This is a genomic window from Cupriavidus sp. FW216-B1 (genome assembly GCF_058789195.1).
This window is the reverse complement of record NZ_JBYTEL010000010.1, coordinates 103,704-128,593: the sequence shown is the minus strand read 5'-3', so window position 1 is coordinate 128,593 and position 24,890 is coordinate 103,704. Positions and strand designations below refer to the sequence as shown.

The 24,890-nt window shown below is 68.8% G+C and carries 21 protein-coding genes; 13 read left to right on the top strand and 8 right to left on the bottom strand.

What is annotated here, in order from left to right; translation table 11 throughout:
• Positions 1 to 194: 194 nt before the first annotated feature.
• On the top strand, positions 195 to 2,222 hold the full coding sequence (locus tag AC3WXD_RS21000; RefSeq protein WP_059411916.1) for a PhoX family protein: 2,028 nt from the start codon (positions 195 to 197) through the stop codon (positions 2,220 to 2,222).
• Between the two features lie 153 nt (positions 2,223 to 2,375).
• Positions 2,376 to 2,993, top strand: a complete 618-nt coding sequence (locus AC3WXD_RS20995) for a DUF938 domain-containing protein (protein WP_454733904.1) — start codon at positions 2,376 to 2,378, stop codon at positions 2,991 to 2,993.
• 372 nt (positions 2,994 to 3,365) lie between these two features.
• On the opposite strand, the gene AC3WXD_RS20990 is transcribed toward AC3WXD_RS20995, so the two are convergent.
• The 3 genes from AC3WXD_RS20990 to AC3WXD_RS20980 form a co-directional block, all read right to left on the bottom strand.
• On the bottom strand, positions 3,366 to 3,845 hold the full coding sequence (locus tag AC3WXD_RS20990) for a hypothetical protein (RefSeq protein WP_020202209.1): 480 nt from the start codon (positions 3,843 to 3,845) through the stop codon (positions 3,366 to 3,368).
• 191 nt (positions 3,846 to 4,036) lie between these two features.
• The gene (locus AC3WXD_RS20985) at positions 4,037 to 4,627 is read right to left on the bottom strand and encodes a DUF1439 domain-containing protein (protein ID WP_492324613.1); all 591 of its coding nucleotides are present in this window, start codon (positions 4,625 to 4,627) and stop codon (positions 4,037 to 4,039) included.
• An 80-nt stretch (positions 4,628 to 4,707) separates the two neighbouring features.
• Positions 4,708 to 4,911, bottom strand: a complete 204-nt coding sequence (locus tag AC3WXD_RS20980; RefSeq protein ID WP_454733902.1) for a SlyX family protein — start codon at positions 4,909 to 4,911, stop codon at positions 4,708 to 4,710.
• 192 nt (positions 4,912 to 5,103) lie between these two features.
• Between AC3WXD_RS20980 and AC3WXD_RS20975 the strand changes: the two genes are divergently transcribed.
• Both AC3WXD_RS20975 and AC3WXD_RS20970 read left to right on the top strand, forming a co-directional pair.
• A complete protein-coding gene (locus AC3WXD_RS20975) occupies positions 5,104 to 5,259 on the top strand; it encodes a hypothetical protein (RefSeq protein ID WP_155888019.1) in 156 nt (51 codons plus the stop codon).
• Between the two features lie 157 nt (positions 5,260 to 5,416).
• On the top strand, positions 5,417 to 6,283 hold the full coding sequence (locus tag AC3WXD_RS20970) for a DMT family transporter (protein WP_029043421.1): 867 nt from the start codon (positions 5,417 to 5,419) through the stop codon (positions 6,281 to 6,283).
• A gap of 25 nt (positions 6,284 to 6,308) precedes the next feature.
• On the opposite strand, the gene AC3WXD_RS20965 is transcribed toward AC3WXD_RS20970, so the two are convergent.
• Positions 6,309 to 6,959: an HAD domain-containing protein gene (locus AC3WXD_RS20965; protein WP_492324612.1), complete on the bottom strand. Its 651-nt coding sequence runs from the start codon at positions 6,957 to 6,959 to the stop codon at positions 6,309 to 6,311.
• A 682-nt stretch (positions 6,960 to 7,641) separates the two neighbouring features.
• Here AC3WXD_RS20965 and AC3WXD_RS20960 point away from each other — a divergent pair.
• On the top strand, positions 7,642 to 8,127 hold the full coding sequence (locus AC3WXD_RS20960) for a GFA family protein (RefSeq protein ID WP_059411912.1): 486 nt from the start codon (positions 7,642 to 7,644) through the stop codon (positions 8,125 to 8,127).
• A gap of 30 nt (positions 8,128 to 8,157) precedes the next feature.
• On the opposite strand, the gene AC3WXD_RS20955 is transcribed toward AC3WXD_RS20960, so the two are convergent.
• Positions 8,158 to 8,922, bottom strand: coding sequence for a sulfite exporter TauE/SafE family protein (locus AC3WXD_RS20955; protein ID WP_020202217.1), 765 nt, complete (start codon positions 8,920 to 8,922; stop codon positions 8,158 to 8,160).
• Positions 8,923 to 9,581: 659 nt separating this feature from the next.
• On the opposite strand from AC3WXD_RS20955, the gene AC3WXD_RS20950 reads away from it, so the two are divergent.
• The 3 genes from AC3WXD_RS20950 to AC3WXD_RS20940 are packed head-to-tail and all read left to right on the top strand — an operon-like array spanning position 9,582 to position 15,283.
• Positions 9,582 to 10,883 carry a TolC family protein gene (locus AC3WXD_RS20950; RefSeq protein WP_052165838.1) on the top strand — a complete coding sequence of 434 codons (1,302 nt, stop codon included), beginning with the start codon at positions 9,582 to 9,584 and terminating at the stop codon, positions 10,881 to 10,883.
• 37 nt (positions 10,884 to 10,920) lie between these two features.
• A complete protein-coding gene (locus AC3WXD_RS20945; RefSeq protein WP_052165833.1) occupies positions 10,921 to 12,144 on the top strand; it encodes an efflux RND transporter periplasmic adaptor subunit in 1,224 nt (407 codons plus the stop codon).
• A 13-nt stretch (positions 12,145 to 12,157) separates the two neighbouring features.
• Complete coding sequence (locus AC3WXD_RS20940) at positions 12,158 to 15,283, top strand: efflux RND transporter permease subunit (protein ID WP_020202220.1); 3,126 nt, start codon at positions 12,158 to 12,160, stop codon at positions 15,281 to 15,283.
• 619 nt (positions 15,284 to 15,902) lie between these two features.
• Here the strand turns inward: AC3WXD_RS20940 and AC3WXD_RS20935 are convergent.
• A complete protein-coding gene (locus tag AC3WXD_RS20935) occupies positions 15,903 to 16,190 on the bottom strand; it encodes a hypothetical protein (protein ID WP_492324671.1) in 288 nt (95 codons plus the stop codon).
• On the opposite strand from AC3WXD_RS20935, the gene AC3WXD_RS20930 reads away from it, so the two are divergent.
• The 5 genes from AC3WXD_RS20930 (at position 16,075) to AC3WXD_RS20910 (ending at position 22,848) form a co-directional block, all read left to right on the top strand.
• Positions 16,075 to 16,593: a fimbrial protein gene (locus AC3WXD_RS20930; RefSeq protein ID WP_441602038.1), complete on the top strand. Its 519-nt coding sequence runs from the start codon at positions 16,075 to 16,077 to the stop codon at positions 16,591 to 16,593. The two genes, AC3WXD_RS20935 and AC3WXD_RS20930, sit on opposite strands and share 116 nt — an antisense overlap.
• A 59-nt stretch (positions 16,594 to 16,652) precedes the next feature.
• A complete protein-coding gene (locus AC3WXD_RS20925) occupies positions 16,653 to 17,417 on the top strand; it encodes a fimbria/pilus periplasmic chaperone (protein ID WP_029043423.1) in 765 nt (254 codons plus the stop codon).
• Between the two features lie 221 nt (positions 17,418 to 17,638).
• Positions 17,639 to 20,203, top strand: a complete 2,565-nt coding sequence (locus AC3WXD_RS20920) for a fimbria/pilus outer membrane usher protein (protein ID WP_020202223.1) — start codon at positions 17,639 to 17,641, stop codon at positions 20,201 to 20,203.
• A gap of 101 nt (positions 20,204 to 20,304) precedes the next feature.
• Positions 20,305 to 21,267: a fimbrial protein gene (locus tag AC3WXD_RS20915; protein WP_155888021.1), complete on the top strand. Its 963-nt coding sequence runs from the start codon at positions 20,305 to 20,307 to the stop codon at positions 21,265 to 21,267.
• 309 nt (positions 21,268 to 21,576) lie between these two features.
• The gene (locus AC3WXD_RS20910; RefSeq protein ID WP_492324611.1) at positions 21,577 to 22,848 is read left to right on the top strand and encodes an EAL domain-containing protein; all 1,272 of its coding nucleotides are present in this window, start codon (positions 21,577 to 21,579) and stop codon (positions 22,846 to 22,848) included.
• 130 nt (positions 22,849 to 22,978) lie between these two features.
• Here AC3WXD_RS20910 and AC3WXD_RS20905 read toward each other — a convergent pair whose 3' ends face one another.
• Together AC3WXD_RS20905 and AC3WXD_RS20900 are read right to left on the bottom strand one after the other, a co-directional pair.
• Positions 22,979 to 23,683 (bottom strand): LuxR C-terminal-related transcriptional regulator, encoded by a 705-nt coding sequence (locus AC3WXD_RS20905; protein ID WP_043366050.1) that lies wholly within the window; start codon positions 23,681 to 23,683, stop codon positions 22,979 to 22,981.
• A gap of 489 nt (positions 23,684 to 24,172) precedes the next feature.
• Positions 24,173 to 24,844, bottom strand: a complete 672-nt coding sequence (locus AC3WXD_RS20900) for a response regulator (RefSeq protein WP_043366056.1) — start codon at positions 24,842 to 24,844, stop codon at positions 24,173 to 24,175.
• Positions 24,845 to 24,890 lie beyond the last annotated feature (46 nt).

The following is a 24,890-nucleotide window of genomic DNA, read 5'->3' as shown; positions in this document are numbered from 1 at the left end:
CGCGCGGGGGCGCCGCGCAGATGCGGCGGGCCGCCTGGATGTCTGCAAAGTAAGTCAGTTTAAACAAGCTGTCACAAATGGTTCATAGCATGCGACTCGGCCTGATCGCTGCGCGGCCGTTGTCCCCATCGGCGCGCGGCACGGTGGCGCCACGTGCGTCGCTCACCCACTCACAAAATAAACGGGAAAGAAGAATGATCGACAAACCGGATGCTTCCCGCCGCAAGGCACTCAAATTCCTGGCCGGCGCACCGATGCTGCCGCTCGGCCTTGGCGCGACCGCGCTGCTGGCCGGCTGCGGCGGCGGCGACGATGCCGTGGCCGCGCCCGCTCCCGCCGCGCCCGCGGCGCCGGGCACGCCCGCCGCGACCTTCAGCACCGCCGAATTCACCGGCATGTCCGCGCCGGCGCTGTCCAACCCGGCCGCGATGGCGACCACCACGGTCGGCTCGAGCCTGAAGGTGTCGTTCAGCGACGGCAGCAGCCAGACCTACAAGCTGGCCTACCAGCCGTTCTTCATGACCGGCGACACCGTGGCCGACGTCAAGGGCGGCCAGATCCTGGCCGGCGGCTACTTCGACATCAACAACCAGCCGATCATCGACAAGTCCGTGGCCGGCAAGGAACGCCAGTTCTTCTCCGACTCGCCGGACGGCACCTCGCTGCTGAAGATCGACGGCGCCAAGGTGGACGGCGTGAAGGGCAACACGGTGTTCGCCGTGGTGCAGTTCGAGTACACCACCCGCAACCAGGCGAACGCCACCATGTACGGCCGCCTGCCGTCGCCGATCGCCGTGCTGACGCTGGACCAGGATCCCGCCACCGGCAAGCTGAGCCTGGTCAAGTACCACAACGTCGACACCTCGTCGGCCAACGGCCTGTGGATCACCTGCGGCGCGAGCCTGTCGCCGTGGAACACGCACCTGTCGAGCGAGGAATACGAGCCGGACGCGTTCCTCAACGCGACCAACCCGCTCGACGCCACCTACCTCGACCTGGTCGACCAGTACGCCAAGTACGCCGCGAATCTCTACGGCAACGCGAGCATCCCGCTCAACCCGTATCTCTACGGCCACTTGCCCGAGGTCACGGTCAACCCGGACGGCACCGCCAGCATCAAGAAGCACTACTGCCTGGGCCGCATCTCGCACGAGCTGGTGCAGGTGATGCCGGACAACCGCACGGTGCTGATGGGCGACGACGCCACCAACAGCGGCCTGTTCCTGTTCGTGGCCGACAAGGAGAAGGATCTCTCCGCGGGCACGCTGTACGTGGGCAAGGTCGGCACCGGCTTCTCCATCGATCCCGCCGCCGCCGGCGCCGACCTGACCTGGGTCAAGCTCGGCCACGCCACCAGCGCGGAAGTCGAGGCGATGGCCAAGTCGCACCGCCCGGCCGACATCATGGACGTGGTGTACGCCGATCCGCTCGACAACACCTACACCAAGATCTTCGCCAACGGCGCGGCCCAGTGGATCAAGGTCGTGCCGGGCAAGGAGCGGGTCGCCGCGTTCCTGGAAACCCACCGCTACGCCTTCCTCAAGGGCGGCAGCATGGGCTTCACCAAGATGGAAGGCACCACCGTCAACATCAAGGACAAGATCGCCTACTCCGCGCTGCAGAACATCCAGGACTCGATGGTGAAGAACAACGCCAAGGGCTGGAACGCGCAGAGCAACATCTCGGTCGACGCGGCGCTCAAGGCCGGCGGCGTGATGCAGCACAAGCTGGCCGGCGGCCAGAAGGACCTGGACGGCGCCGCGATCAACAGCGAATGGGTGCCGGTGCACACCAGCGCGCTGCTCGTGGGCAAGGACATCGCCGCCGATGCGCTGGGCAACACGGCCGACCCGGACCTCGTCGCCAACCCGGACAACCTGAAGTTCTCGGAAAAGATGCGCACCCTGTTCATCGGCGAGGACAGCGGCCAGCACATCAACAACTTCCTGTGGGCCTACAACGTCGACACCAAGAAGCTGGCCCGCGTGCTGTCCACCCCGTCGGGCGCCGAATCGACCGGCCTGCATGCGGTCGACGAGCTCAACGGCTGGACCTACATCATGAACAACTTCCAGCACGCCGGCGACTGGAATGCCACCTTCCACGCCAAGGTACAGCCCACGCTGGACCCGCTGGTGCGCGCCAACTACAAGGACAGGTTCGGCGCGGCGGTCGGCTACCTGACCGCCGAGGCCACCAGCGTCAAGACGAGCAAGGCCTGAGCGCAATAGCCTGACCCGTGGCCGCGAGGCCGCGGGCCGGGCCCGCGGCAAAATGCCCCCGGCGAGCGATCGCCGGGGGCATTTTGTTTTGCGCCGCCGGGCATGCCTGCTAACCTTGCGGCACGCTGCCCCACAAAAAACAGGAGATACACGATGCCGACACGAGACGAGCAACTCCAGGCGCGCCGCATGGCCCCGGCCACCGACCGCAACCGCGACGCCATCCTGGCGGTGCTGCGCCGCGTCCTGCCGTCCAGCGGCCTGGTGCTGGAGATCGCCAGCGGCACCGGCCAGCACGCGGCGCATTTCGCCGCGGCGCTGCCGGGCCTGACCTGGCAGCCGAGCGACCCGGAGCCGGCCGCGCGCGACTCGATCGCGGGCTGGACCGCGCACGCCGGGCTGGCCAACGTGCTGCCGCCGCTGGCGCTGGACGTGCGCCAGCAGCCGTGGGGCATCGAGGCCGCGCAGGCGCTGGTCTGCATCAACATGGTCCACATCGCGCCGTGGTCGGCGGCCGAGGCGCTGTTCGCCGGCGCCGGCCGCCTGCTGCCGGCCGGCGGCGTGCTTTACCTGTATGGCCCCTATCGCCGCAACGGCGAGCACACGGCGCCGAGCAATGCTGCCTTCGACGCGCAATTGCGCAGCGCGGACGCGCAATGGGGCGTGCGCAATATGGAAGATATTGCCGCGCTCGGCGAAGCGGAAGGCTTTCGCCTGGACGAGCCAATCCCGATGCCGGCGAATAATTTCAGTCTGGTATTCCGCAAATAGGGGAAATGCCGGAATGCGCCGGGAATGCGCGGCCGCAATCAGTGGCGGTGCGGCCGGGCGCGAGCGCCGCGCGAATGCGCGGGGCAATAGGGGAAACGGCTAAGGCGGAGTTAAGGCGGGATTCAGGCGCGGCCAAGGCGTGGCTGCAGCGCGGCGGGAGTGCGGCTAAAACACAGCGGAAGGAAGACCAGGCCGTGCGCGCGGAGAGCGCGGGCAGGAGGGCGGACAGAAAGGCGGGCAGGAAAAGCGGCAATGCCGGGCTGGCGTGCCGGCCGGCCAGGCGCCAGCCGGTCTGCACGAGCAAGGTGCGCGGCGCGGAGCATGGCGCGGATCGCCGCGCGCATCTCCGGGCCGCGCCGGGCCCAGCGCGATTTACTTCGCTGCGACGGGCGCTGCTTCTGCTTCGGTCTTCACGGCGGCGGCCTTCCTGGGTGCTGCCGGCTTCTTTGCGACGGCCTTCTTGGCTGCCTTGGGAGCGGCCTTCGGTGCTGCTGCCTTCGGCGCTGCCGGCTTGGCGGCGGCCTTCTTGGCGGCGGCCTTCACTGCCGGCTTCTTGGCGGCGGGCTTGGCCTTGGCCTTTGCCTTTTGCGCGGCCAGCTTTTCCTTGGCGATCTGCTTCTCGGCCAGCAGGGCCTTCTTCACGGCTTCGGCGACCTGCACGATGTCGCGCTTGGCGGTCTCGATGGCCTTCTTCGAATCTGCGCGCAGCTTCAGCAGGGCCTTCTTGGCGGCGGCCAGTTCGCGCGACAGGACGCTGGCCTTCTTCGCGGGCACGGCGGCCTTCTTGGCGGCGGCCGGCTTGGCCTTTGCTGCTGCGTTGGTCTTTACAACTTTCTTGGTGGTCACGGCCATGATGATTTACCCGTTAGTTTGTGGAGCGCGGAGTATAACCTTTCGCGCGCCATGACTTCCACGCGTTCAAATAAATGCGGTTGATTTCCAACGGAAAAACGTGCGCCGATACAACGCCCTTATCCGGACCCGGCGCGCGCCGAAGATGAAAATATGGCCCACGTATGGGCCTTTTCGTAATTTCGCCGGTTTCAGCGGGTATTGATCCGGACCTTGATGCCGTCCGGCAGCACGGTGATCGCGCCGGGCTCTATATCCTTGCCGGCCACGCGCAATTGTTCCGGCGTGAACGTGTAAAGCGGGTAATCGCGCAGCACCTGCTGCGCCACCACGGCGCCGATCGCGTTCAATTGCTCGCCGTATTGCGCCGGCATGCCGTCGACCTGCACGCGCTCGACGGACGGATTGTCCAGCAGCACCGCGCGCTTGTCCGGGTCGTAGCGCAGGCCGCTGCTGAGCGACAGCTTGCCGGTGATCGGCGGCGCGGGCAGCAGCGTGTTGCTGACCTGCGCGTCCATCTGCGTGCTCACGCGGTTGCCGGCGTCGTCGAGGACCAGGCGCGGATTGGCCAGCCGCACGTCGAGCACCTGGCCGTAGCGCAGCCGCGCGGGAAAGCGCTTGTCGATGGCCTCCTGCAGCTCCTGGCGCGAGAACGTGTAGTCGCCGGTCCAGACGTTGTAGCCGGCCCGGGCGCCGGCGCTGCCGAGCGCGGCAAGCGCGCCGCACAGCACGAAGCGCGCGGCGGCGCGGATGGCGCGGATGGCGTTCGGCTTCGTTTTCATGCGGCTCCTCCGGGTTGGCGCGCGGGTTCAGGGTCAGACGCGGCGGCGGCGGGGATGTTCCTGTCCCGTGTCGCCGGCGCTCAGTAATGCGGCGGGATTTCGTGCTGCGGGCCGTTGTCGGCACCGCCCGGGCCGCCCGAGCGCATCTGCTGGTAGAGCGCCTGGAGCTGTTCCTGCAGCAGGTCGATCTGGCGCTGCTGGCGCGCCACGGCGAGGTTCAGCGTCTCGAGCAGGTCGTCCTGGAAGGCGACCTTGATCTCCAGTTCGGTCAGGCGGGATTCCATCGCGCGTTCTCCGTATTCGTTTCGGTGTGCATGCCGCTGCCGCTGCCGGCTGTGTTCCGGCACGGGAGGCGCCGCGCATTGTAAGGCAGGCCCCGGCTTGCTTCTCGCTTGCCTCTCGCGCCGCGCCGGTGTAACGTTGCGCATCCACCGGCCGATCCAGTATGGCGATCCGCGCCGGGCACACGGACCATCATGACCGCAGCCACGCACTTCCAGCTTGCCGCCGACGCTCCCCTCGCGGGCGCGGCGCTGCCGTGCGCGGTCTTCATCGCCTCGCCTCCTCCTGTCGCCTCCCCGCCGCGCGCGCGGGCCGGCACCGCGCCGCCGCCGCCGTCCACGCGGGGCTGACCGGGCCGGGCCCCGACTCCCGGCCCGTCTTTCCATCTTCGGCTTTTTCCCTGCCGCACGCACGGCGCGTGACCGGCACCGGCTTGCCGAAGGTTTTCGACGCGAAGTCTTCGAGGGCATCCGGCCACGGGCCGGATGCCCGCGACAGGTGAACATCATGACATTGAACAAAACCGCCCTGGGCGCGCATGGCTCGACCGCGCTCTTCGTGCTGCTGTGGAGCAGCGGCGCGATCTTCGCGCGGCTCGGGCTCGAGTATGCATCCGCCTTTGCCCTGCTGGCCGCGCGTTTCGCGCTCGCGCTGCTGGTGCTGCTGGCGCTGGCCGCGTGGCGGCGGCGCTGGCTGCCGGCGCCGGGCACGCGCCTGCGCGTGATGGCCGCCGGCCTGCTGATGACCGGCGCCTATTCGATCTGCTACCTGCTCGCGCTGGCGCGCGGCGTGACGCCGGGCGTGCTGGCCACCGTGCTGGGCGCGCAGCCGGTGCTGACCTTGCTGTTGGTGGAGCGGCGCTATCCGCTGCGCCGGCTGGCGGGCCTCGCGGCCGCGCTGTGCGGGCTGGTGCTGGTGGTGTCGGCGAGCATCGGCCGCGCGCGGCTGTCGCCGACCGGCGTGGGCTTCGCGCTGGCCGCGCTGGCCTGCATGACGTTCGGCGCGATCCTGCAGAAAGGCATCCGGCAGGCGCCGCTCGACGTGCTGCCGCTGCAATACGGCGCCGGGCTGGCGCTGTGCCTGCTGTTCGTGCCGTTCCAGCCGATGACGGCCACGCCGGCGGCGGGCCTGCTGCTCTCGCTGGCGTGGCTCGCGCTGGTGATCTCGGTGGGCGCCACGCTGCTGCTGTACCGGCTGATCCAGGCCGGCAACCTCGTCAGCGTGACCAGCCTGTTCTACCTCGTGCCCGCCGTGACGGCGCTGCTGGACTACCTGTTCCTCGGCAACCGGCTCACGGCGTCCACCCTCGCGGGCATGGGCGCCATCGTGGCCGGGCTCGCGCTGGTGTTCGGGCGAGCGGCCGGCCAGCGCTAGCGCCGGGCGGCGGCGCGCCGCGCCGTCACGCGTGCGCCACTGCCGGGGCGACGACCTGCGCCGGCAGGACCAGCTCGGGCACGCCCTGCAGCAGCGGCGTGGCGATCGCGCCCGGCGCGAAGCGCGTGGGGGCTTCGCGGGCCAGCCGGCGCAGGCGCTGCAGGCGCGCTTCGAGGCCGGCGTCGGGCTGCGTGTCGAGGCTCAGCGTGGACGGGCAGGCCACGCCGAGCACGTCCAGCGCCTGCTTGAAGTTGGCGGGCGTGAGGCCCTCGGCCGGATTCACGGCGACCGTGTGCGGGCGCAGGTAGGCGTATTGCTCGTCCCGCAGCGAAGCGGTGTCGCAGGTCAGGATGGCGAACGCCTGCGGCGCGGGGCGCTTGGCGAAATAGGCGGCGACGCGCGCGGCATGGCCGCCGGGCACGTCGGGCGTCATGCCTTCGACCTGCAGGTCGAGCTGCTGCAGGATCGCCGCGGGCACGCCGCGGCGCCACGCTTCGGAGACCACCACGCGCGCGCCGGCGAGGCCGAACAGGCGGCGCACGAAGCCGAGCGCGAGCGGATCGAAGAAACGGACGTCGCGCAGGGTGCCGGTATCGGGAATCCCGCCCAGCCGGGCCTCGGAGCGGCCCGAATAGAGGACACCGGGGACGTCGAGCATGATGAGGCGTTCTGACATGATTTCCTGTTCTGGTGGCAGCGCCGTGGTTGGCACGTGTTGAAGATTACGACGCGGGCCGGGAAATCTGCAGTGCGCTATGCGGCCTAATGTGCAACATATCTGTAACTTGAGATGCGGCTTCGTAAATTTCATCCGTTCGCCGCGGCGAGTTGTTTCGCGCCGAAACAACTCGCCCAGCTCGCCCGCGCGGGACGCCGGCGCCGGTGCGCGGCGTCCCGCGGCTTCACAGGTTGATGAGCAGGTAGGCCACGGCGACGGCGCCGATGGCGCAGAGGGTCTTGCGGTAGATCGAGGACATTGGCTGTTCTCCCGGTTGCACGTTGGACAAAGGGCGCGCGCGCCCGCTGGCAAGGTGCCGTGCGGAGAGATCAGGACAGCATGGCGATGTCCCGCCTTCCCCGCACGGCGAGGAAAAGCACGGCGGCGAGACCCCGGGGGGCCGCCGCGCGCGCGCAGGCCGGCGCGGCCTGCGGGGCAGGCGGGAGGGCGGCGCGCGGAGCGGTCGGGACGATGGGCATGCGGCGTTCGGGCCGGGTTCGGGTTGGCGGTTGGCGTACGGCCGCAATCTCGGGCCGCCGCCGGACTGGTCCTTATGCCATAGCGGGCATGTCCTGTCCAGCCGGCCCCGCGCTGGCGGCGTTGCCTAGAATGGACTTTCCCCCAACCAGCAGGAGGTCCCATGCATCTCGAAGGTTCCTGTCACTGCGGCGCCGTCGGCTTCAGCCTCGAGGCCGATTCCCCTTATCCGTTCATGCACTGCCATTGCTCGATCTGCCGCAAGACGGCCGGCGGCGGCGGTTATGCCATCAACCTCGGCGGCGACGCTGCCACGCTCAAGGTCCGCGGCAGGAAGCACGTCGGCATCTATCACGCCGTGATGCGCGAGCCGGGCCGGCGCGCGTACCGCTCGCAGGCGCAGCGGCATTTCTGCCTCAAGTGCGGCAGCGCGCTGTGGCTGTGGGACCCGCGCTGGCCGGAGCTGGTGCACCCGCAGGCGTCGGCCATCGACACGCCACTGCCCAGGCCGCCCGAAGTGGTGGAGGCCGCGCTGGACTACGCCGCGCCGTGGGTGGACGTGCCTACGGGCCGCGGCCACGTGCATTGCGGCACGTGGCCGGCGGAGTCGCTGGCCGAGTGGCACCGGCGCAAGGGCCTGCTGGGGTAGGCGTTCAGGCGGGGAGGCGGATGGCGGCGCTCAGCCGCGCACCAGCATGATCGCCGCGGTGGCGATCAGGCACAGCGAGAACAGCGCGCGCAGGCGCCGCTCGGGCATGCGGTGGGCCAGCGCCACGCCCCACGAGATGGTCAGCATGCCGCCCAGCGAGAGCGGGATGCCGCTGGCCCAGTCGACGTGGCCGGCGCTGGCGTAGGTGGCCAGCGCCACCACCGCGCCGGGCGTGACCAGCGCCAGCGCCAGCCCCTGCGCCGCCGCCTGCCGGAAGCCGAACAGGCCGACCAGCGCGGGCGCGGCCACCACGCCGCCGCCCACGCTGAAAAAGCCCGAGAACGCGCCGCCCACGGCGCCCAGCGCGGGCATCCAGCGCGGCGACAGGCGCGCCCGCTGCACGGTGGCGGCGCGTCCCGGCAGCAGGCGCCACAGGAAATACAGCGCCATGCCGATCATGAAGCAGGCGAAGATGCGGCGCAGCAGCACGGCATCCATCGCGGTCGCGGCGCGGGCCGCCAGATAGGTGGCCAGCACCGCCGACAGGCCCAGCACCACGGCCGTGCGCAGCGCGATGTCGGCGCGGCGGCGGTACTGCCAGAAGCCGATCAGCACGTTGGGCGCGATCATCACCAGCGCGGTGCCCTGCGCCAGCTGCTGGTCCATGCCGTACAGCAGGCCCAGCGCCGGAATCGCGATCAGCCCGCCGCCGATGCCGAACAGGCCGCCCACGGCGCCCAGCGCCCCGCCAAGGCCGAAGATCATCAGGGAGGACAGCAGGGAATGGTCGGGCATGGGAACGGAGGGCTGGGGGAATGGCGAAATGGCGAAATGGCGAAACGGCGCCGGCAACACGGGCAACGCGGCGCCATACAGGGCAGCACGGAACGATGCCGCGGACGGTGCCGGGCGGCCTAGCCGGACAATATGACCGCCCCGGGACAGGGCGGCCGAAAGCCGGGAAACCAGCCAGGAAGCAAGCCGGGAAACGGCGGGCCGATGCGGCACTGCAACACCCATTTCCATGCCGGCGCGCTGCCCCTGTCTCGCGGACGCAAAGTGCGTAATCATACGAGCCTTTGCCGATGGCTGCCGCCCGCGCGTGCTTTCCTCACGAAAGTGGCGCTTTCGTCAGGGTTTTCCCTCGAAATCGGCGCGTTCCTACGATTACGCCGGCTTTTACTGCGCTGATGAAAGCCGTTTGTAATGCGTTTCAGTTTGAATGCGCACGGGATATGTCGCGCCCCTTCGGCCGACCGGCGCCTGTTTGCGGATGCCGGCACGAACGCGGCATGTTTCATGGAGATAAGTGAAAGTTCGCGGCCGCGGTGCACCGATCGGCCGTCATGGTCGTTTACCGCACACTAAAGTCGAACCGAGCCTGATTGATCGTGTCATTTTCCTTTCCACGTTTCTTGCTGACGAGCCTGCTCAGCGCCCTTGCCGGCGTCGCCGTGGCTGGCTCGGATGTCCCCCCGAGCGCGCCGCTGCCGGCGGACGGCCCGTGCGTGGCGCCGCCCGCCAGGGCCGCGCTGACCCTGGCGCAGGTGCGCCTCGACGCGGTGCGCTGCAACCGCGACATCATCGCCGCGCGCCGCAATGAAGAGGCCAGCCAGGCCGACATCCAGATCGCCTCGCAGCGGCCCAACCCGGTGCTCAGCCTGGGCGTGGCCAACATCAACCCGCACCAGGGCTTCAACTCCGGCGGCCCGCGCAGCAAGACCGTGGATTCCACGCTGCGCGTGGACCAGGTGATCGAGACCGCCAACAAGGGCAACCTGCGCGTGGAAAGCGCGCGCGCCTCCAGCCGCGCCGCCGGCGAGATGCTGGAAGCGGTCATCACCCAGCAGTCCAGCGCGGTCGACCAGGCGTTCTTCGCGGCGCTGGTCAGCCAGGAGCGCGTGGCCGTGCTCAACGAGACGCTGGCCCTGTACGGCCGCACCCAGCAGGCCAACGAGGTGCGCCTGAAGGCGGGCGACGTGTCGCGCGCCGACGTGACCAAGCTCCAGCTCGACGTGCTGCGCGCGCAATCCGACCTGCGCGCGGCGACGGCCGGCTACGCCAGCGACAAGGCCGCGCTGGCGCAGGCCGTCGGCGTGCCCGGCACGCTGGCCGACAACCGGCTGGTGGCCGACTGGCCCGAGCTCGGCGTGCCGGTGCCGGAACCCGACGCCGACACCGTGCAGCGCCGCCCCGACGTGGCCGCCGCCGAGGCTCGCCTGGCCGCCGCCGCCAGCGCGCGCGACCTGGCCCGCGCCGGGCGCGTGCCGGACGTCACCGTGGGCGCGCAGGCCGAGCACTATCCGGTCTCCGACGCCAACCAGACCGGCAGCGGCAACAGCTTCGGCGTGTTCGTGTCGATCCCGCTGTTCGTGCGCCACAGCTTCGGCGGCGAGGCCCGCCGCGCCGAGGTGGACTACTACGCCGCGCTGGACGACCGCAACCGCGTGCTGCTCGAGGCGCAGAACGAGCTGGAGCGCTCGCGCAGCCAGCTCGAGGCCGCGCGCCTGTCGCTCAAGCAGATGGTCGAGAGCGTGGTGCCCGCCGCCGAAAGCGTGGCCGGCAGTGCCGAGTTCGCCTATTCCAGGGGCGCCAGCGGCGTGCTGGACCTGCTCGACGCGCGCCGCGCGCTGCGCCAGACCCGCCTCGACGCGGTGGCCGCGCGGGGCGAGTACGCCAAGTCGCTGTCGGCCTACCGCGCCGCCCTGCAGTCCTCACCCAATGCCCAGGCTCGTACCGATGTGCCGCGCCCTTAATCCCGTGTCCGCTCCGATGTCTGCTTCGATGTCCCCGATGACTGCTACGCCCGCTTCGATCTCTCCCGCCCGGCCGGGCCTGCGCGTGCGCCTGGCCACGCTTTCGCTGGTCGCGCTGGCGCTGGCCGCCTGCGGCAAGCAGGAAGCCCCGCCGCCCAGCGACGACCCCAAGGTCGCCGGCAACGTGGTCGAATTCCCCGCTTCCGTGAAGACCCTGCCCGGCATCGCCGGCGAAGCGGTCAAGAGCGGCGGCGAGCGCATGCTGAGCCTGCCCGGCCGCCTGGTGTGGAACGAAGACCGCACCGTGCGCGTGTCCAGCCCGTTCGCCGGGCGCGTGACCGAGGTGCTGGCGCAGCCGGGCACCGGCGTGAAGGCCGGCCAGGTGCTGGCCACGCTGACCTCGACCGACTTCGGCATGGCCCAGGCCGACGCGCGCAAGGCCGCCGCCGATGCCGCCTACGCCGGCAAGGCGCTGGCGCGCCAGCGCGAGCTGTTCGCGGCCGGCGTGGTGGCGCAGAAGGACCTGGAGCAGACCCAGGCCGACGCCGCGCGCGCCAGCGCCGACCTGCAGCGCACCCAGGCCGCGCTGCGCCAGTACGGCGCCCCCGCCCAGGGCGACGGCGCGGTCAACCGCTTCGCCCTGCGCACGCCGATCGACGGCCTGCTGGTGGAGCGCAACATCAACGTCGGCATGGAGCTGCGTCCCGACCAGCCGCCCGCCGCGCCGCTGTTCCTGGTCACCGACCCGACCGAGCTGTGGGCCCAGGTGGACGCCGCCGAGGCCGACCTCGCCTTGTTCAAGCCCGGCGTGAGCGTGCAGCTGGTGTCGAGCGCCTATCCCGGCGAGACCTTCCCCGGCAAGGTGGTCAAGGTCGCCGACTACGTCGATCCGGTCGCGCGCAGCATCAAGGTGCGGCTGTCGGTGCCCAACGCGGACCGCCGCCTGAAGGCCGAGATGTTCGTCACGGCCCGGCTGCCGGCGGCCTCGTTCCAGGGCATCTCGGTGCCGTCCAAGGCCGTGTTCCTGGCCGACAACCGCCACTACGTGTTCGTGCGCGCCGCGCAGAACCGCTTCGAGCGCCGCCCGGTCAGGCTGGGCGTGTCGCTGCCCGGCACCACCGAGGTGGTGGACGGCCTCAAGGCGGGCGACGTGGTGGTGACCGACGGCAACCTGTACCTGCAGGACATCCTGCGCGACGCCACCGCGGTGAACGCCGCGCGTGCCGGCGAAGCCGGCGGCAGCTCCGGCGCGAAGCAGTGAGGAAGACCGCCACATGATTTCGCGTATCGTTCATTTCGCGCTGCACCAGAAGCTGTTCGTCTGGCTCGGCCTCGCCATCTTCATCGGGGGTGGCCTGGCGGCCTTCAAGAACCTGCCGATCGAAGCCTTCCCGGACGTCTCCGACATCCAGGTCAACGTCATCACGCTGTACCCGGGCCGCGCCGCCGAGGAAGTCGAGCGCCAGGTCACGATCCCGATCGAGACCGCGCTGGCGGGCACGCCGAATTCCGTGCGGGTGTTCTCGCACACCCAGTTCGGCCTGTCCTTCCTGATGGTCACGTTCAACGACAAGGCCACCGACGTGGTGGCGCGCCAGCAGGTCATCGAGCGCCTGCGCGGCGTGGACCTGCCCGACGGCGTGCAGCCGGACCTGGCGCCGCTGTCCACCGCCATCGGCGAGATCTTCCGCTTCCGCCTGACCGGCAAGGGCTACACCGCGCAGGAGCTGCGCACGCTGCAGGACTGGGTGGTGGAGAAGAACCTGCGCCAGGTGCCCGGCGTGGCCGACCTCGTCACCATCGGCGGCACCATCAAGCAGTACGAGGTGAACCCCAACCTGGCGAAGATGCGCGACGCCAAGATCTCGCTGGCGCAACTGTTCACCGCGCTGCAGCGCGCCAACTCCAACGCCGGCGGCGGCGCCGTGGCCAACGGGCGCCAGCAGTTCCTGCTGCGCTCGCTGGGCAGCTTCCGCACCTCGGCCGACATCGCCAGCGTGGTGGTGACGGAAGTCAACGGCACGCCGATCCTGGTCAGGGACATCGCCGACGTGAAGGTCGGCGCGGCGCCGCCGCAGGGCCTGATGGGCCAGGACGACGAGGACGACATCGTCTCGGGCATCGTGGTGATGCGCAAGGGCGAGAACCCCTCGCTGGTGCTGGAGGCGCTCAAGAAGAAGATCGAGCTGCTGGACAATCAGATCCTGCCCAAGGGCGTGAAGATCGTGCCGTACTACGACCGCTCCACGCTGATCGACAAGACCCTGCACACCGTGTTCGGCAACCTGGTCGAGGGCGCGCTGCTGGTGATGGCGGTGCTGTACCTGTTCCTGGCCAACGTGCGCGCCGCGGCCATCGTGGCGCTGGTGATCCCGCTGGCGCTGCTGTCCACGTTCATCGGCCTGACCTGGGTGGGCATCCCGGCCAACCTGCTGTCGCTCGGCGCGATGGACTTCGGCATCATCGTCGACGGCGCCGTGATCGTGGTGGAGAACATCTTCAAGCGCCTCGGCGAGCTCAAGGAGCAGCAGATCAAGGACAGCCGCGCGCGCATGCACGCGATCCTGCAGGCCACCACCGAGGTGGGCCGCCCGACCGTGTTCTCGATGATCATCATCATCGCCGCGCACATCCCGATCTTCACGCTGCAGCGCCACGAAGGGAAGATCTTCGCGCCGATGGCCTACACCGTGACCGGCGCGCTGATCGGCTCGCTGATCATCTCGCTGACGGTGGTGCCGCTGCTGTGCCACCTGCTGCTGACCAAGAACATCGCGCACGACGACAACTTCGTGGTCCGCCACAGCAAGCGCATCTACGAGCCGATGCTGGCCTGGGCGCTCGACCACAAGCGCACCGTGGTGGGCATCGCGCTGGGCCTGCTGGTGGCCACCGTGGGCGTGGGCAAGTTCCTCGGCAGCGAGTTCCTGCCCGAGCTCGACGAAGGCTCGATGTGGGTCAGCTTCGACCTGCCGGCCTCGGTCTCGCTCGACGAGGCGCGCGACCAGGCGCGCCGCCTGCGCGGCGTGATCCGCAAGACGCCCGAGGTCAACACCACCATCTCCAAGGTGGGCCGCCCCGACGACGGCACCGATCCCAAGCTGATCAACACCGTCGAGATCCTGGTGGACCTGAAGCCGGACAAGCAGTGGCGCGCCGGCTACGACAAGCGCAAGATCATCAACGAGATCAACGCCAACCTGCGCCAGCTGCCCGGCATCGAGCCCAATTTCTCGCAGCCGGTGCGCGACAACATCCTCGAGAGCATCTCCCAGATCAAGGGCCAGATCGTGATCAAGGTGCAGAGCGACAGCCTCGAGCACAACAAGCAGGTGGCCGACCAGATCCTGGCCAACGTGCAGTCGGTCCAGGGCGTGATGCGCGCGTTCATCGACCGCGACGGCGAACTGCCGCAGTACGTGCTGGAATTCGACCGCGCCCAGGCCGCGCGCTACGGCATCAACGTGGGCGACGTGCAGGACCTGATGGAAACCGCGCTGGCCGGCAAGGCCGCCACCGAGCTGTGGGAAGGCGAGAAGCACTTCAGCGTGGTCGTGCGCCTGAAGCCGGGCGAGCGCGAGCTGCCCAACCTGCCGAACATCTTCATGCAGACCGCGGACGGCGCGCAGGTGCCGCTGTCGCAGCTGGTGCACTTCCGCGCGGCATCGGGCGCGATGAACATCAGCCGCGAGAACGGCCAGCGCACCACCTCCATCGGCATCTTCATCCACGACCGCGACATGGGCAGCGTGGTCAAGGACATGCAGGCGCTGGTGGCCAAGAACGTCAAGGCCGACGACGTCAAGATCAGCTGGTCCGGCGAGTTCGAGAACCAGGAGCGCGCGATGGCGCGCCTGTCGATCGTGGTGCCGCTGTCGGTGCTGGTGATCTTCCTGCTGCTGTTCAACGCGTTCAAGTCGTTCAAGAGCGCCACGCTGATCATCTCGAACATCCCGTTCGCGCTGATCGGCGGCGTGTTCGCGCTGTTCCTCACCGGCATTCCGCTGTCGGTGTCGGCGGCCATCGGCTTCATCGCGCTGTTCGGCCAGGCCGTGCTCAACGGCGTGGTGATGGTGACGTATTTCAACCAGCTGCGCGACGAAGGCATGCCGGTGCGCCAGGCCGTGCTGACCGGCTCGATGGACCGCCTGCGCACGGTGCTGATGACCGCGCTGCTGGCCATGCTGGGCCTGTTCCCGATGGCCATCTCGCGCGCCATCGGCTCCGAGACGCAGCGCCCGCTGGCCATCGTCATCATCGGCGGCCTGATCACCGCCACGCTGCTCACGCTGATCGTGCTGCCCACGCTGTACGAATGGATGGTCGGCCGCAACTGGCCGGACGAAGAAGGCGGCGGCAACGGCGACGAGAACCGCCTGTCGGATTCGGTGCCGGCCTGATCCGCGCGGCAAAGCGGCATCCGGGTTTGCCGCCGGTTGGCTCTCCTCTCCCGCTTGCGGGTGAGGGGGGCCACAAGCCGTAAGCCGACCTTGTCAGCAGGGCCTGTGCCGTCTTACGGCACAGGCCTTTTTTGTCGTTGGCGCCGGATTTCCCGGCCTGTGCCGGGCCGGCGCCCGCCGGTTTATCGCTCGGTATTTTCTGATCGCCCCGTCGGATTTATTTCCCGGCATTATCGGAATATGGTGATTCCCATCGCGGCCATCGCCGCGCGGGTCACTGCCGAAAATCCGAAAACACGAGATAGTTCCGATATTGATTCGGAATAAACCGAGCAACGGAAAACCGGCCAGCCTCCGGGTGTATAACGCGGCACCCCGCTACGCCGGATCGGAAAACCCGGTCCGGAACGGGTTTGCGCCGTCCGCTCCACCCGCCCGCGGACTTGCCTCGCCGCCACAGCACCCCCGAATCCGCTCTCATCTTCTTCGAAAACCCCCGCAGGATGCGCGATCCGGGTCGCGATCTTCATGATGCGCGCCCAAATCATGGGTCTTAATAGGCCCTTGCCGTGCTTTTAGTACGATTACTAAATGGCTGTAAATAGCTTTCGCGGCAGTCCTATTTCGCCAAAAACGCAAGGTTGCCACAATCTGGGCTGGCGTTGAAATGACACGCCGTCAGCGTCCCCCCGATCCGGGGGAGTTCACTATGCAGGCATATAAAGACAGGTAAGGCAAAAATGAAAATCAACACGAATTCCATTTTCAAGGCATTGGCGATCGCCGCGGCAGTGGCGTCGGCTCCGGCGGCAATGGCGGCGGATGGTGAGATCACCTTCAGCGGCCAGGTGCTGTCGACCACGTGCACCATCACCGGCGGCGGCGGCGCGACCGGCACCAGCAACATGACGGTGAAGCTGCCGACCGTGTCGGTGTCCTCGCTGGGCAGCTCCGGCGACACCGCGGGCCGCACGCCGTTCTCGATCAACCTGAGCGGCTGCACCGCCGGCTCCACCAAGGTCTCGACCTACTTCGAGGCCGGCAACACGGTCGACCAGGCATCGGGCCAGATCAACCTGATCGACGACGGCAGCGGCAAGCCGGTGGCGGCGAACGTCCGCATCCGCCTGCTGAACAACGCGCAGAACCCGATCGTGGCCGGCGCGCCCGTGGGCACGCAGAACTCGCAGACGGTCGACCTGAACGGCGGCGCCGCGTCGCTGCAGTACTACGCCGAATACGTGGCCACCGGCAAGGCGACCGCCGGCACCGCGGATTCGCGCATCCAGTACTCGCTGAACTACCAGTAAGTCCACGAAAGCGGCGGGCGGCGGCAGCCGCCCGCCCGATGACCAGAAAGGAGTAGCAGATGAGTCGATGGGTATCCAAGGCAGTTGCCATGCTGGCTCTGAGCGCAACCGTTCTGAGCGGCATGGCCCAGGCAAGCGTGGTGATCACCGGAACGCGCGTGGTGTTTCCGGGCGACAGCCGCGAAGTGACCGTCCGGCTTCTGAACGACGGGAACACGCCCGCGCTGGTTCAGACCTGGATGGACACGGGCGACGAGAAGGCGGCGCCGGAGTCGATCAAGGTGCCGTTCATCCTGACGCCGTCGATGTTCCGGATCGATCCCGAGAAGGGACAGACGTTGCGCATGTTTTACACGGGCGAACCATTGCCCACGGACAAGGAATCGCTGTTCTGGCTGAACGTGCTGGAAGTCCCGCCCAAGGCGCGCGACGACGAGGCAGCCAACAAGATCCAGCTGGCGTTCCGCTCGCGGATCAAGGTGATGTACCGGCCGGCCGGGCTGGCCGGCAACGCGGAAGATGCCGCGCGGCAGTTGCGGTGGGAGATCGTGCGCCGCGACGACAGCGGCGAGCATGAGCTGAAGGTGTCGAATCCCAGCCCCTACGTGGTGAACCTGGGCAGCGTGACGCTCGAGGCGGCGGGGCAGAAATACGAGGTCGAACCGACCTACGTCCGCGCGAAAGACGCGGCCCGCATGCCGCTTCCCCGCCTCGCCACGGGTCCCGTGGGCGGCGCGAGCGTGACGTTCAGCAGCATCGACGACTGGGGCGTGATCCGCCCGGCCGCCGCGGCCAGCGTCACCAGGAGCGACGCGCTCCACTGACGCGCCCGCGCGCCGGCATCCCGGGCGCACCGCCCGCCCCCGTTTCATCCATTCGCCCTTGCAGGCCCCGACAGCGGCCGGCGGGGCGGGTGTTCGCCCATTGCCCGGCTACGTGGTCCCGCTTTGCCCGGTGCCCCGCGGCTTTATCGGCCTCCGGTCTCAAGAGACATCTCAGGAGTCATATGACATTGTTTTGCCACGGTGGCATCGACGGTGGTCGGGTGCCACGACTGAACCCGCTGTACCTGGCCGTCCTGTCCACGCTGCTGCTGTGGCAAGGGCAGGCCGAGGCCGCGCCCGCGGGCCGCCAGGGCGCCGCGGCGAGCACGCAGCCCGCCGCCACCGACGTCCAGTTCGACAGCGGCTTCCTGGTGCACGCCGACCAGCAGCGCATCGACCTGAGCCGCTTCGAGAAAAGCAATGGCGTGCTGCCCGGGGACTACCGCGTCGACCTCTACGTCAACGGCGACAGCGTCACGCGCGCGCAGGTGCCGTTCCGCGCCGCCGCCGACGGCAAGGACGCGCAGCCCTGCTTCAGCAGGGCGCTGCTGGAGGAGCTCGGCGTCGACCTGCTGAAGCTGCCCGACGACGTGCGCGACCGGCTCAAGGCGGACGACGCGTGCGTCGGGCTGCCCGAGGCCATCGCCGACGCGAGCGCGGCATTCGTGTTCGACGAGCAGCGCCTGTCGCTCAGCATTCCGCAGGGCGTGCTGCGCCGCACGCCGCGCGGCTACGTCTCGCCGGAGCGCTGGGAAGCCGGCGTGACCACCGGCATGCTGAACTACAGCGCCGACCTGTACACCACGCGCAACAACGACGGTCCGTCGCTGACGCAGGGCTTCGCCGGCCTGACGGCGGGCTTCAACGTGGGCAACTGGCATTTCCGCCACCAGGGCTCGTATAGCTGGTCGAACAACAACGGCGGGCATTACCAGGACATCGCCACCTACGTGCAGCGCGACCTGCCCAGGCTCACCTCGCAACTGACCATCGGCGAAGCCTACACGTCGGGCGAGCTGTTCGACTCCACGCAGTTCCGCGGCGTCAAGCTGTCGACCGACGAACGGATGATGCCGGACTCGGCGCGCGGCTACGCGCCGGTCCTGCGCGGCATCGCCCGCAGCAACGCGCGCGTCACCGTCAGCCAGAACGGCGTCAAGATCTACGAGACCACCGTGGCGCCGGGCGCGTTCGAGATCGACGACCTCTACGCGACCGGCTACGGCGGCGACCTGAACGTCTCGGTCAAGGAAGCCGACGGCTCGGTCCACGAGTTTTCCGTGCCGTACGCGGCGGTGCCGCTGGCGCTGCGCCCGGGCACGCACCGCTACAGCTTCGTGGCCGGCGCGGTGCGCACCGCGCAGAGCAGCCGCAACCCGCTGTTCATGCAGGGCACGTGGCGGCAGGGCCTCACCAACCTGGTGACGGGCTACGGCGGCGTGACCGCGGCGCAGGGCTACCTGTCGTTCATGCTGGGCAGCGCGCTCAACACCTCGGTGGGCGCGTTCGGCGTGGACGTCACGCAGGCGACCACGGTGGCGCCCGGCACCCGGCGCTTTCACGGCACCAGCGCGCGCGTGAGCTATGCGAAGTCGATCACGCAGACCTCCACCGACATCGCCATCGCCGCGTACCGCTATTCGACGAGCGGCTATTTCGGCCTCAACGACGCCATGCTCATGCGCGACCAGGTGGAGCGCGGCGGCTCGCCCGACGACATCGCCCGGCAGCGCAGCCGCGCGTCGCTGTCGGTCAACCAGAACCTGGGCGCCCGCTTCGGGCAGTTCGGCATGACGCTGTCGGGGAGCAATTACTGGAACCGTCCCGGCTCGGACATCACCTATGCCGCCTCGTATTCGAACGTGTTCCGCCGGATCACCTACCGGCTGTCGGTAACGCGCGAGAACGGCAGCCTGGGCAACCGCAACACGACGTTCTACGCGAGCGTGAGCATTCCGCTGGGCAGGGAGCGCCCGGTCATCGCGTCCTCGGCGCTGTCGTTCGACACCAACGGGCGCGCGCAGGCGCAGGCCACGCTGTCGGGCAGCGCCGGGCGCGACGATGCGCTGTTCTACAGCGTGTCGGGCAACCACGCGTCGCAGGACGGCGGCGCCTCGACCAACGGCAGCGGCACGGTCGTGTATCGCGCGCCGTATGCCGAGCTCACGGCGAGCGCCGGCGTCGGCCAGGGCTACCAGCAGGCTTCGGTCGGCGCGCGCGGCGGGGTGGTCGTCCATCCCGGCGGCGTCACGCTGTCGCAGCCGCTGTCCGACACCTTCGCCGTGGTCGAGGCGCCGGGCTCGGCCGGCGCGCGCGTGCTCAATTCGCAAGGGGTGCGCATGGACAGCCGCGGTTATGCCGTGGTGCCGATGCTCACGCCGTACTCGATCAACGAGGTCGAGCTCGATCCCACGGGGCTGCCGCTCGACGTCGAGCTGAGCGTGACCGCGCAGCAGGTGGTGCCGCGCGCGGGCGCGGTGCCGCTGATCCGCTTCCCGACGGTGGTCGGCCGCGCGGCGCTGATCGCCGCGCGCCAGGCCGGTGGCGAGGCCCTGCCGTTCGGCGCCCAGGTGCTCAACGCGGCGGGCACCGAGGTCGGCGTGGTCGGCCAGGGCGGCCGCATCCTGGCGCGCGGCCTCGACGAGCACGGCACGCTGACCGTGCGCTGGGGCAACGAGGGCGGCGCGTCGTGCGCCATGCCGTACACGCTGGCGGCGGCGAAGGGGCAGCAGCCCGCGCGCAGCTACCAGCAGATCGAGACGACCTGCGGGCCCGCCGCCGACTGACGGCGGCCGAAGGCAACGGCAGGTGGCGGCGCCGCGCAACCGGCGCGCCACACGCCGCGTCCCGCAATCCGGGTGTAGTTCAAACAGACAGGAACCCAAGCATGAACAGACTTCTTTCCATCGTCATGCGCGCGGCCCGGGCGGCCGCGCGGATCGCGCCCGCCCGCTGGGCGAGGAACGGCCTCGTGGCCGCCGGGCTGATGGCCGCGCTGTCGTCGCCGGCATTCGCCCAGTACGTGTTCGGCCAGTCCACCATCACGGTGCCGGCCAGCGTCGCCGGCGGCACCGTGGTCGCGCGCGACTACCTGACGCCGTCGCAGCTTTGCTACGGGACGACCTGCACGCTGACGTACATCGAGATGTACAAGTACGGCGGCGCCGAACGGGTGCCGGGACCGGACGTCCTGACCACCGTCACCGGGCTCTCGACGCGTCTGATCATCAACGGGCAGACGATGATGGCCGGGCCCAGCACCGTCTCCTTTTCGCGGCCCATCGAGATCCAGCTGGTGTCCAACGGGACCAAGGTGGTCGGCGGCCCGCTCAAGGCCAACGGCGCCACCCTCTCCCCCGCGTACTACATCCTGTATTTCTCGAACGGGAACACGAAATACCAGATCTTCCTGGCGGCGACGGTGCAGACCATCGACGGGACCTGCTCCACGCCGAGCCAGGCCGTCACCCTGCCGCCGATCGCGCTCGGCAAGCTCGGCGCCGTGGGCAGCAGCGCCGGCGGCGTGGATTTCAACGTCCGGCTGAACAACTGCCCGGCGGGCTTCAACCGCGTGGGCTACAGCTTCGTGCCGGTCGGCTCCGAGACCAGCGCCTACACCGGGGTATTGCCGCTCGGCGCGGACTCCACCGCCACCGGCGTGCGCATACGGATCACCGACGCCAACGGCACGCCCGCCACGTTCAATCAGTCGATCAAGCTCAATGCTTACAGCAAGACGACCGGCGGCTCGTACGCGGTTCCGTACAAGGCGACATACATCAAGACGGCGGACCCGGTGACGGTCGGCAGCGTGAAGGGCAGCGTGATGGTGCTGGTCGACTATCAGTAGATGGCGCGCGCGGATGGACAGCCAGCACGGAAGGAAAAGCGGAAGGAAAAGCGGAAGGAAAACCAAAAGGGAAAGCGAACGGGCGATGGCGTCATCCCTGTTCGCAGGACTGGGAGGATGCTCATGAAAGCGACGGTGGAAAGCAGGAACGAGGACCGGGTCCGCGCGCGCGCGGCCGGTATGGCCGGTGTGGCGGATATGATCCGGGCGCGCGGCTGTGGCAACGCGCGGCACGCGCCGGCATCCGGCCGGCGCATGGCGCCGGGCGCGCCGCCCGCCCGCACGGGAGAGGGCGGCGCCGCGCGCCGGATGCCCGGCGCCCACACGCAACTGGTCGTCCTGGCCGCGCCGGGCGACGTGCCGGCGTGGCTCGGCGCCGCGCTGCGCTGGCTGTCCGGCGTCACGGTCGAGTTCGCGGGTTCGACGGATGCCTTGCTCGCACTGCTGGCATCCGGCATGCGCACCGTCGTCTTCGCGCAGCTCTGCCGGGACAACGGCGAAGGCCTGTTCCTGCCCTCGCGCCTTGCCGCCGCGCGCGACGAAGGCCGGCTGGCGGCGGTGCCGCCGGTGGTCTACGCGACCGAGCTGTCGCGGCAGGCGCTGGCGTCGCACGCGCGGCTCGCCGGGGAGGCGGGCGTTCCGGTCCATATCCTGTGCGAGCGCTCGCCGCACGCGGTTGCCGGTGCGCTCAGGCAGGTCATCGCATCGTTGCCCGACGTCCCGCATGGCGCCGCGGCGGACCGGCAGCAAGGCTGCGAGGCCGCGTTCGTCGACGCGCTGGCGCGGGACGAGGGCTTCAGGATCGTGGTCCAGCCGCAGTTCTCGCTGCGCGACGGCCGCATCGTCGGCGCCGAGGCGCTGTCGCGCTGGAGCCATCCCGAGTTCGGCGCCGTGTCGCCGGCCACGTTCATCCCGTGGACGCAGGACGCGGCCCGCGCGCAGCGCTTCTTCTTCCTGCAACTGGGCCGCGTCGTCGCGGTGCTCGAGCGCGCGGCCCGGCTGGGCCGGGCCGTGCCCGTCGCGGTCAACGTTCCCTGTGCGCTGTTGTCGTCGGCCGGTTTCGTGCCGGCCTTCGAGCGCGCGCTGGCGCAGGCCTCGCTGCCCGCCTCGCTCATCAAGCTGGAGCTGACCGAAAGCGAGCCGGTGCTCGACGAGCTGGCCTTGTCGTCCTCCATCCACTGGCTGCGCGCCAGGGGATTCGGCGTGTCGATGGACGATTTCGGCACCGGCGCGGCGTCGCTGAAGATGCTGTGCGACATGCCGTTCGACGAGATGAAGATCGATGGCGCGCTGGTGCGCCGCATGGCGGACAGCCCGGCCCTCGGCGGCGCGCTGGCCGCCACGGTCCATCTGGGGCTGGCGCGGGGCATGACGGTGGTGGCCGAGGGCATCGAGTCCGTGCAGGCGGTCGCCGCGCTGCGCGCGGCGGGCTGCTCGGCGGGACAGGGTTATGCGCTGTGCCGGCCGCTGGAAGCGGCGGACTACCTGCAGCGCCTCGCGGCGGGCGGCGGATTGTCCGGGCTGGGCGCGAGCGTTCCGGCAAGCCGGCACCCCGCCGTCGAGAGCGGGGAAGGCCTGTAGGCTTTTCCCCCGCAGCAAGGCCGATTGCCTGGCTGCCCGTAAACGCAAACGTCCCCGCAATGGCGGGGACGCGCTTTTTGGGGGCGGGACAACCGCGTCCGCCCCCGTCAGGCATCAGGGGTTCAGGGGTTCAGGGAATCTCCCTCGCGTGCGCGCCGGACAGGTCGTCCGCCGGAAAGAGCAGCGAGGCGCCTTCATTGCCTCCGTTCAGCACGAACGTGATGAGCTCCACGTCGTTCGACGCGCCCACCTTGCGCATGGCGCTTCGTTTCTGCGAGCTGATGGTCTGCTTGCTGCGTTTCAGGTGTTCCGCAATATCGGTCACGGTATTGCCCGACGCGAACAGCCGCACCACCTCCGCCTCGCGCGGCGACAGTTCGGTGGCGAGGTCGGCCGAGCCTTTGTTCAGGGTGGTCGCGATGGCCCTGATGGTCGGTGACGTGTACGTCCCGCCCGCGAAGCTGGCGTGGACCGCGGTGATGATGTGGCCGGTCGAGTCCGCCATGCTGATGAACGACAGGCCGCTGTGCGCGGCCAATGTCCGTATCACGGCGGGATTCCTGATCGTCGTCAGCACGACAAGCCCGATATTCGGAAAATTCCTCTGCAAATAACCGAGCAGCGCCATGCCGTCGCCATATTCGCCATCGGACATCGTGTAATCGCAGATCACGACGTCGCAGGCGACATGCTGCAGCAGTTCGACGAGTTCGGTGGTGTTCAGGCAAGTGCCGACGAGCTCTATGTGGCCCGCGCTCTCGAGAACCTGCTGCAGTCCGATCAGAACCGCGGGGTGGCTGTCGGCGATCACAACGCGGATTGAGAATTTATTCATGCCATTTAATCCGTTGAGTAATGGGCGCGCGCGACAAGGGCATGGGTATCCCGTTTCCCGGTGAGGGAACGGGTACGGCGGCGACTGGGCGGCAATGCGAAGCTCGGCCCGTCGGGGGTACGGTGCCCTTGTCGTCGCAACCAGTCCTGGCGGATGCCTTCCGTTTGCGCCTCGCGTGGTTCACACAAGGGACTGGTGCAATGGGGAAGCCGCCGAAGTCAGTTTAATAATAGGAATGGATGGCGCCAATCATACGATTGATCGACTTTACTTATTTTGATTAGTACTCGTACGAAATTCATTCCAGACCGAAAAAATCAATGTTTTTTGGCACTGAAATTAAGATTTTGGCTAAAAGCGGAGATAAAAACAGGATAAAAAAGAAAAGGCATGGCGCGGGCATCTCCCATCCCCATTGCGAAGCGATGGCGTGATGGCGCGGTAGCATTCGGCGACAAGCCGGCGCGCCGCCGGCAGGCAGAGAAGCGCCTATTTGCCGTCTTTACCGGGCGAAGCGACGAGCCCGCCTTCGATCGCGTAGCGGATCAGCTCGACGTCGTTCGCGATGCCGAGCTTGCGCATGGCCATCACTTTCTGCGTGCTGACGGTCTGCTTGCTGCGGTTGAGCCGCTTCGCGATATCCGTCATCGACAGCCCCGAGGCGAACAGCCGCGCCACCTCCAGCTCGCGCGGCGAAAGCGGCTGGCCGGTGCCCGCGCCCTCGCTGCCGGCCACGACCTTCTCGATGGTCGGCGACAGGTACGAGCCGCCGGCGTAGCTGCTGTGAATCGCGGTGATGATGTGGCCGGTCGCGTCCGACTTGCTCAGGATGGTGGTGATGCCCGCCGCCAGGAGCGCGCGGATGACCGCCGGGCTGTCCATGACCGTCAGCGCGACGATGCCGACCTTCGGATAATGGCGCCGCAGGTATTCGAACAGCGCCAGCCCGTCGCTGTGCTCGCCGCCCGGCATCGCATAATCGGAAACCACCACGTCGCACGGCTGCTTCTCGAGCGCGGCGATCAGCTCGGTGGCGTTGCGGCAGGTCGCGACGATTTCGGTCGTGCCGATCGGCTCCAGCGTATGGACGAGACCGCGCAATACGGTAGGATGGTCGTCGGCGATCACGACCTTGATCGAAAACTGGTTGTCAGCGCTCACGATTTCTCCGCCATGCCATGCGTTGTCCCTGTGCCGCGGGCCGTTG

Coding starts and splice junctions, on each gene's coding strand:
- AC3WXD_RS21000 (WP_059411916.1), top strand. CDS start 195: ATGATCGACAAACCGGATGCTTCCCGCCGCAAGGCACTCAAATTCCTG.
- AC3WXD_RS20995 (WP_454733904.1), top strand. CDS start 2,376: ATGCCGACACGAGACGAGCAACTCCAGGCGCGCCGCATGGCCCCGGCC.
- AC3WXD_RS20990 (WP_020202209.1), bottom strand. CDS start 3,845: ATGGCCGTGACCACCAAGAAAGTTGTAAAGACCAACGCAGCAGCAAAG.
- AC3WXD_RS20985 (WP_492324613.1), bottom strand. CDS start 4,627: ATGAAAACGAAGCCGAACGCCATCCGCGCCATCCGCGCCGCCGCGCGC.
- AC3WXD_RS20980 (WP_454733902.1), bottom strand. CDS start 4,911: ATGGAATCCCGCCTGACCGAACTGGAGATCAAGGTCGCCTTCCAGGAC.
- AC3WXD_RS20975 (WP_155888019.1), top strand. CDS start 5,104: ATGACCGCAGCCACGCACTTCCAGCTTGCCGCCGACGCTCCCCTCGCG.
- AC3WXD_RS20970 (WP_029043421.1), top strand. CDS start 5,417: ATGACATTGAACAAAACCGCCCTGGGCGCGCATGGCTCGACCGCGCTC.
- AC3WXD_RS20965 (WP_492324612.1), bottom strand. CDS start 6,959: ATGTCAGAACGCCTCATCATGCTCGACGTCCCCGGTGTCCTCTATTCG.
- AC3WXD_RS20960 (WP_059411912.1), top strand. CDS start 7,642: ATGCATCTCGAAGGTTCCTGTCACTGCGGCGCCGTCGGCTTCAGCCTC.
- AC3WXD_RS20955 (WP_020202217.1), bottom strand. CDS start 8,922: ATGCCCGACCATTCCCTGCTGTCCTCCCTGATGATCTTCGGCCTTGGC.
- AC3WXD_RS20945 (WP_052165833.1), top strand. CDS start 10,921: ATGACTGCTACGCCCGCTTCGATCTCTCCCGCCCGGCCGGGCCTGCGC.
- AC3WXD_RS20940 (WP_020202220.1), top strand. CDS start 12,158: ATGATTTCGCGTATCGTTCATTTCGCGCTGCACCAGAAGCTGTTCGTC.
- AC3WXD_RS20935 (WP_492324671.1), bottom strand. CDS start 16,190: ATGTTGCTGGTGCCGGTCGCGCCGCCGCCGCCGGTGATGGTGCACGTG.
- AC3WXD_RS20925 (WP_029043423.1), top strand. CDS start 16,653: ATGAGTCGATGGGTATCCAAGGCAGTTGCCATGCTGGCTCTGAGCGCA.
- AC3WXD_RS20915 (WP_155888021.1), top strand. CDS start 20,305: ATGAACAGACTTCTTTCCATCGTCATGCGCGCGGCCCGGGCGGCCGCG.
- AC3WXD_RS20910 (WP_492324611.1), top strand. CDS start 21,577: ATGCCCGGCGCCCACACGCAACTGGTCGTCCTGGCCGCGCCGGGCGAC.
- AC3WXD_RS20905 (WP_043366050.1), bottom strand. CDS start 23,683: ATGAATAAATTCTCAATCCGCGTTGTGATCGCCGACAGCCACCCCGCG.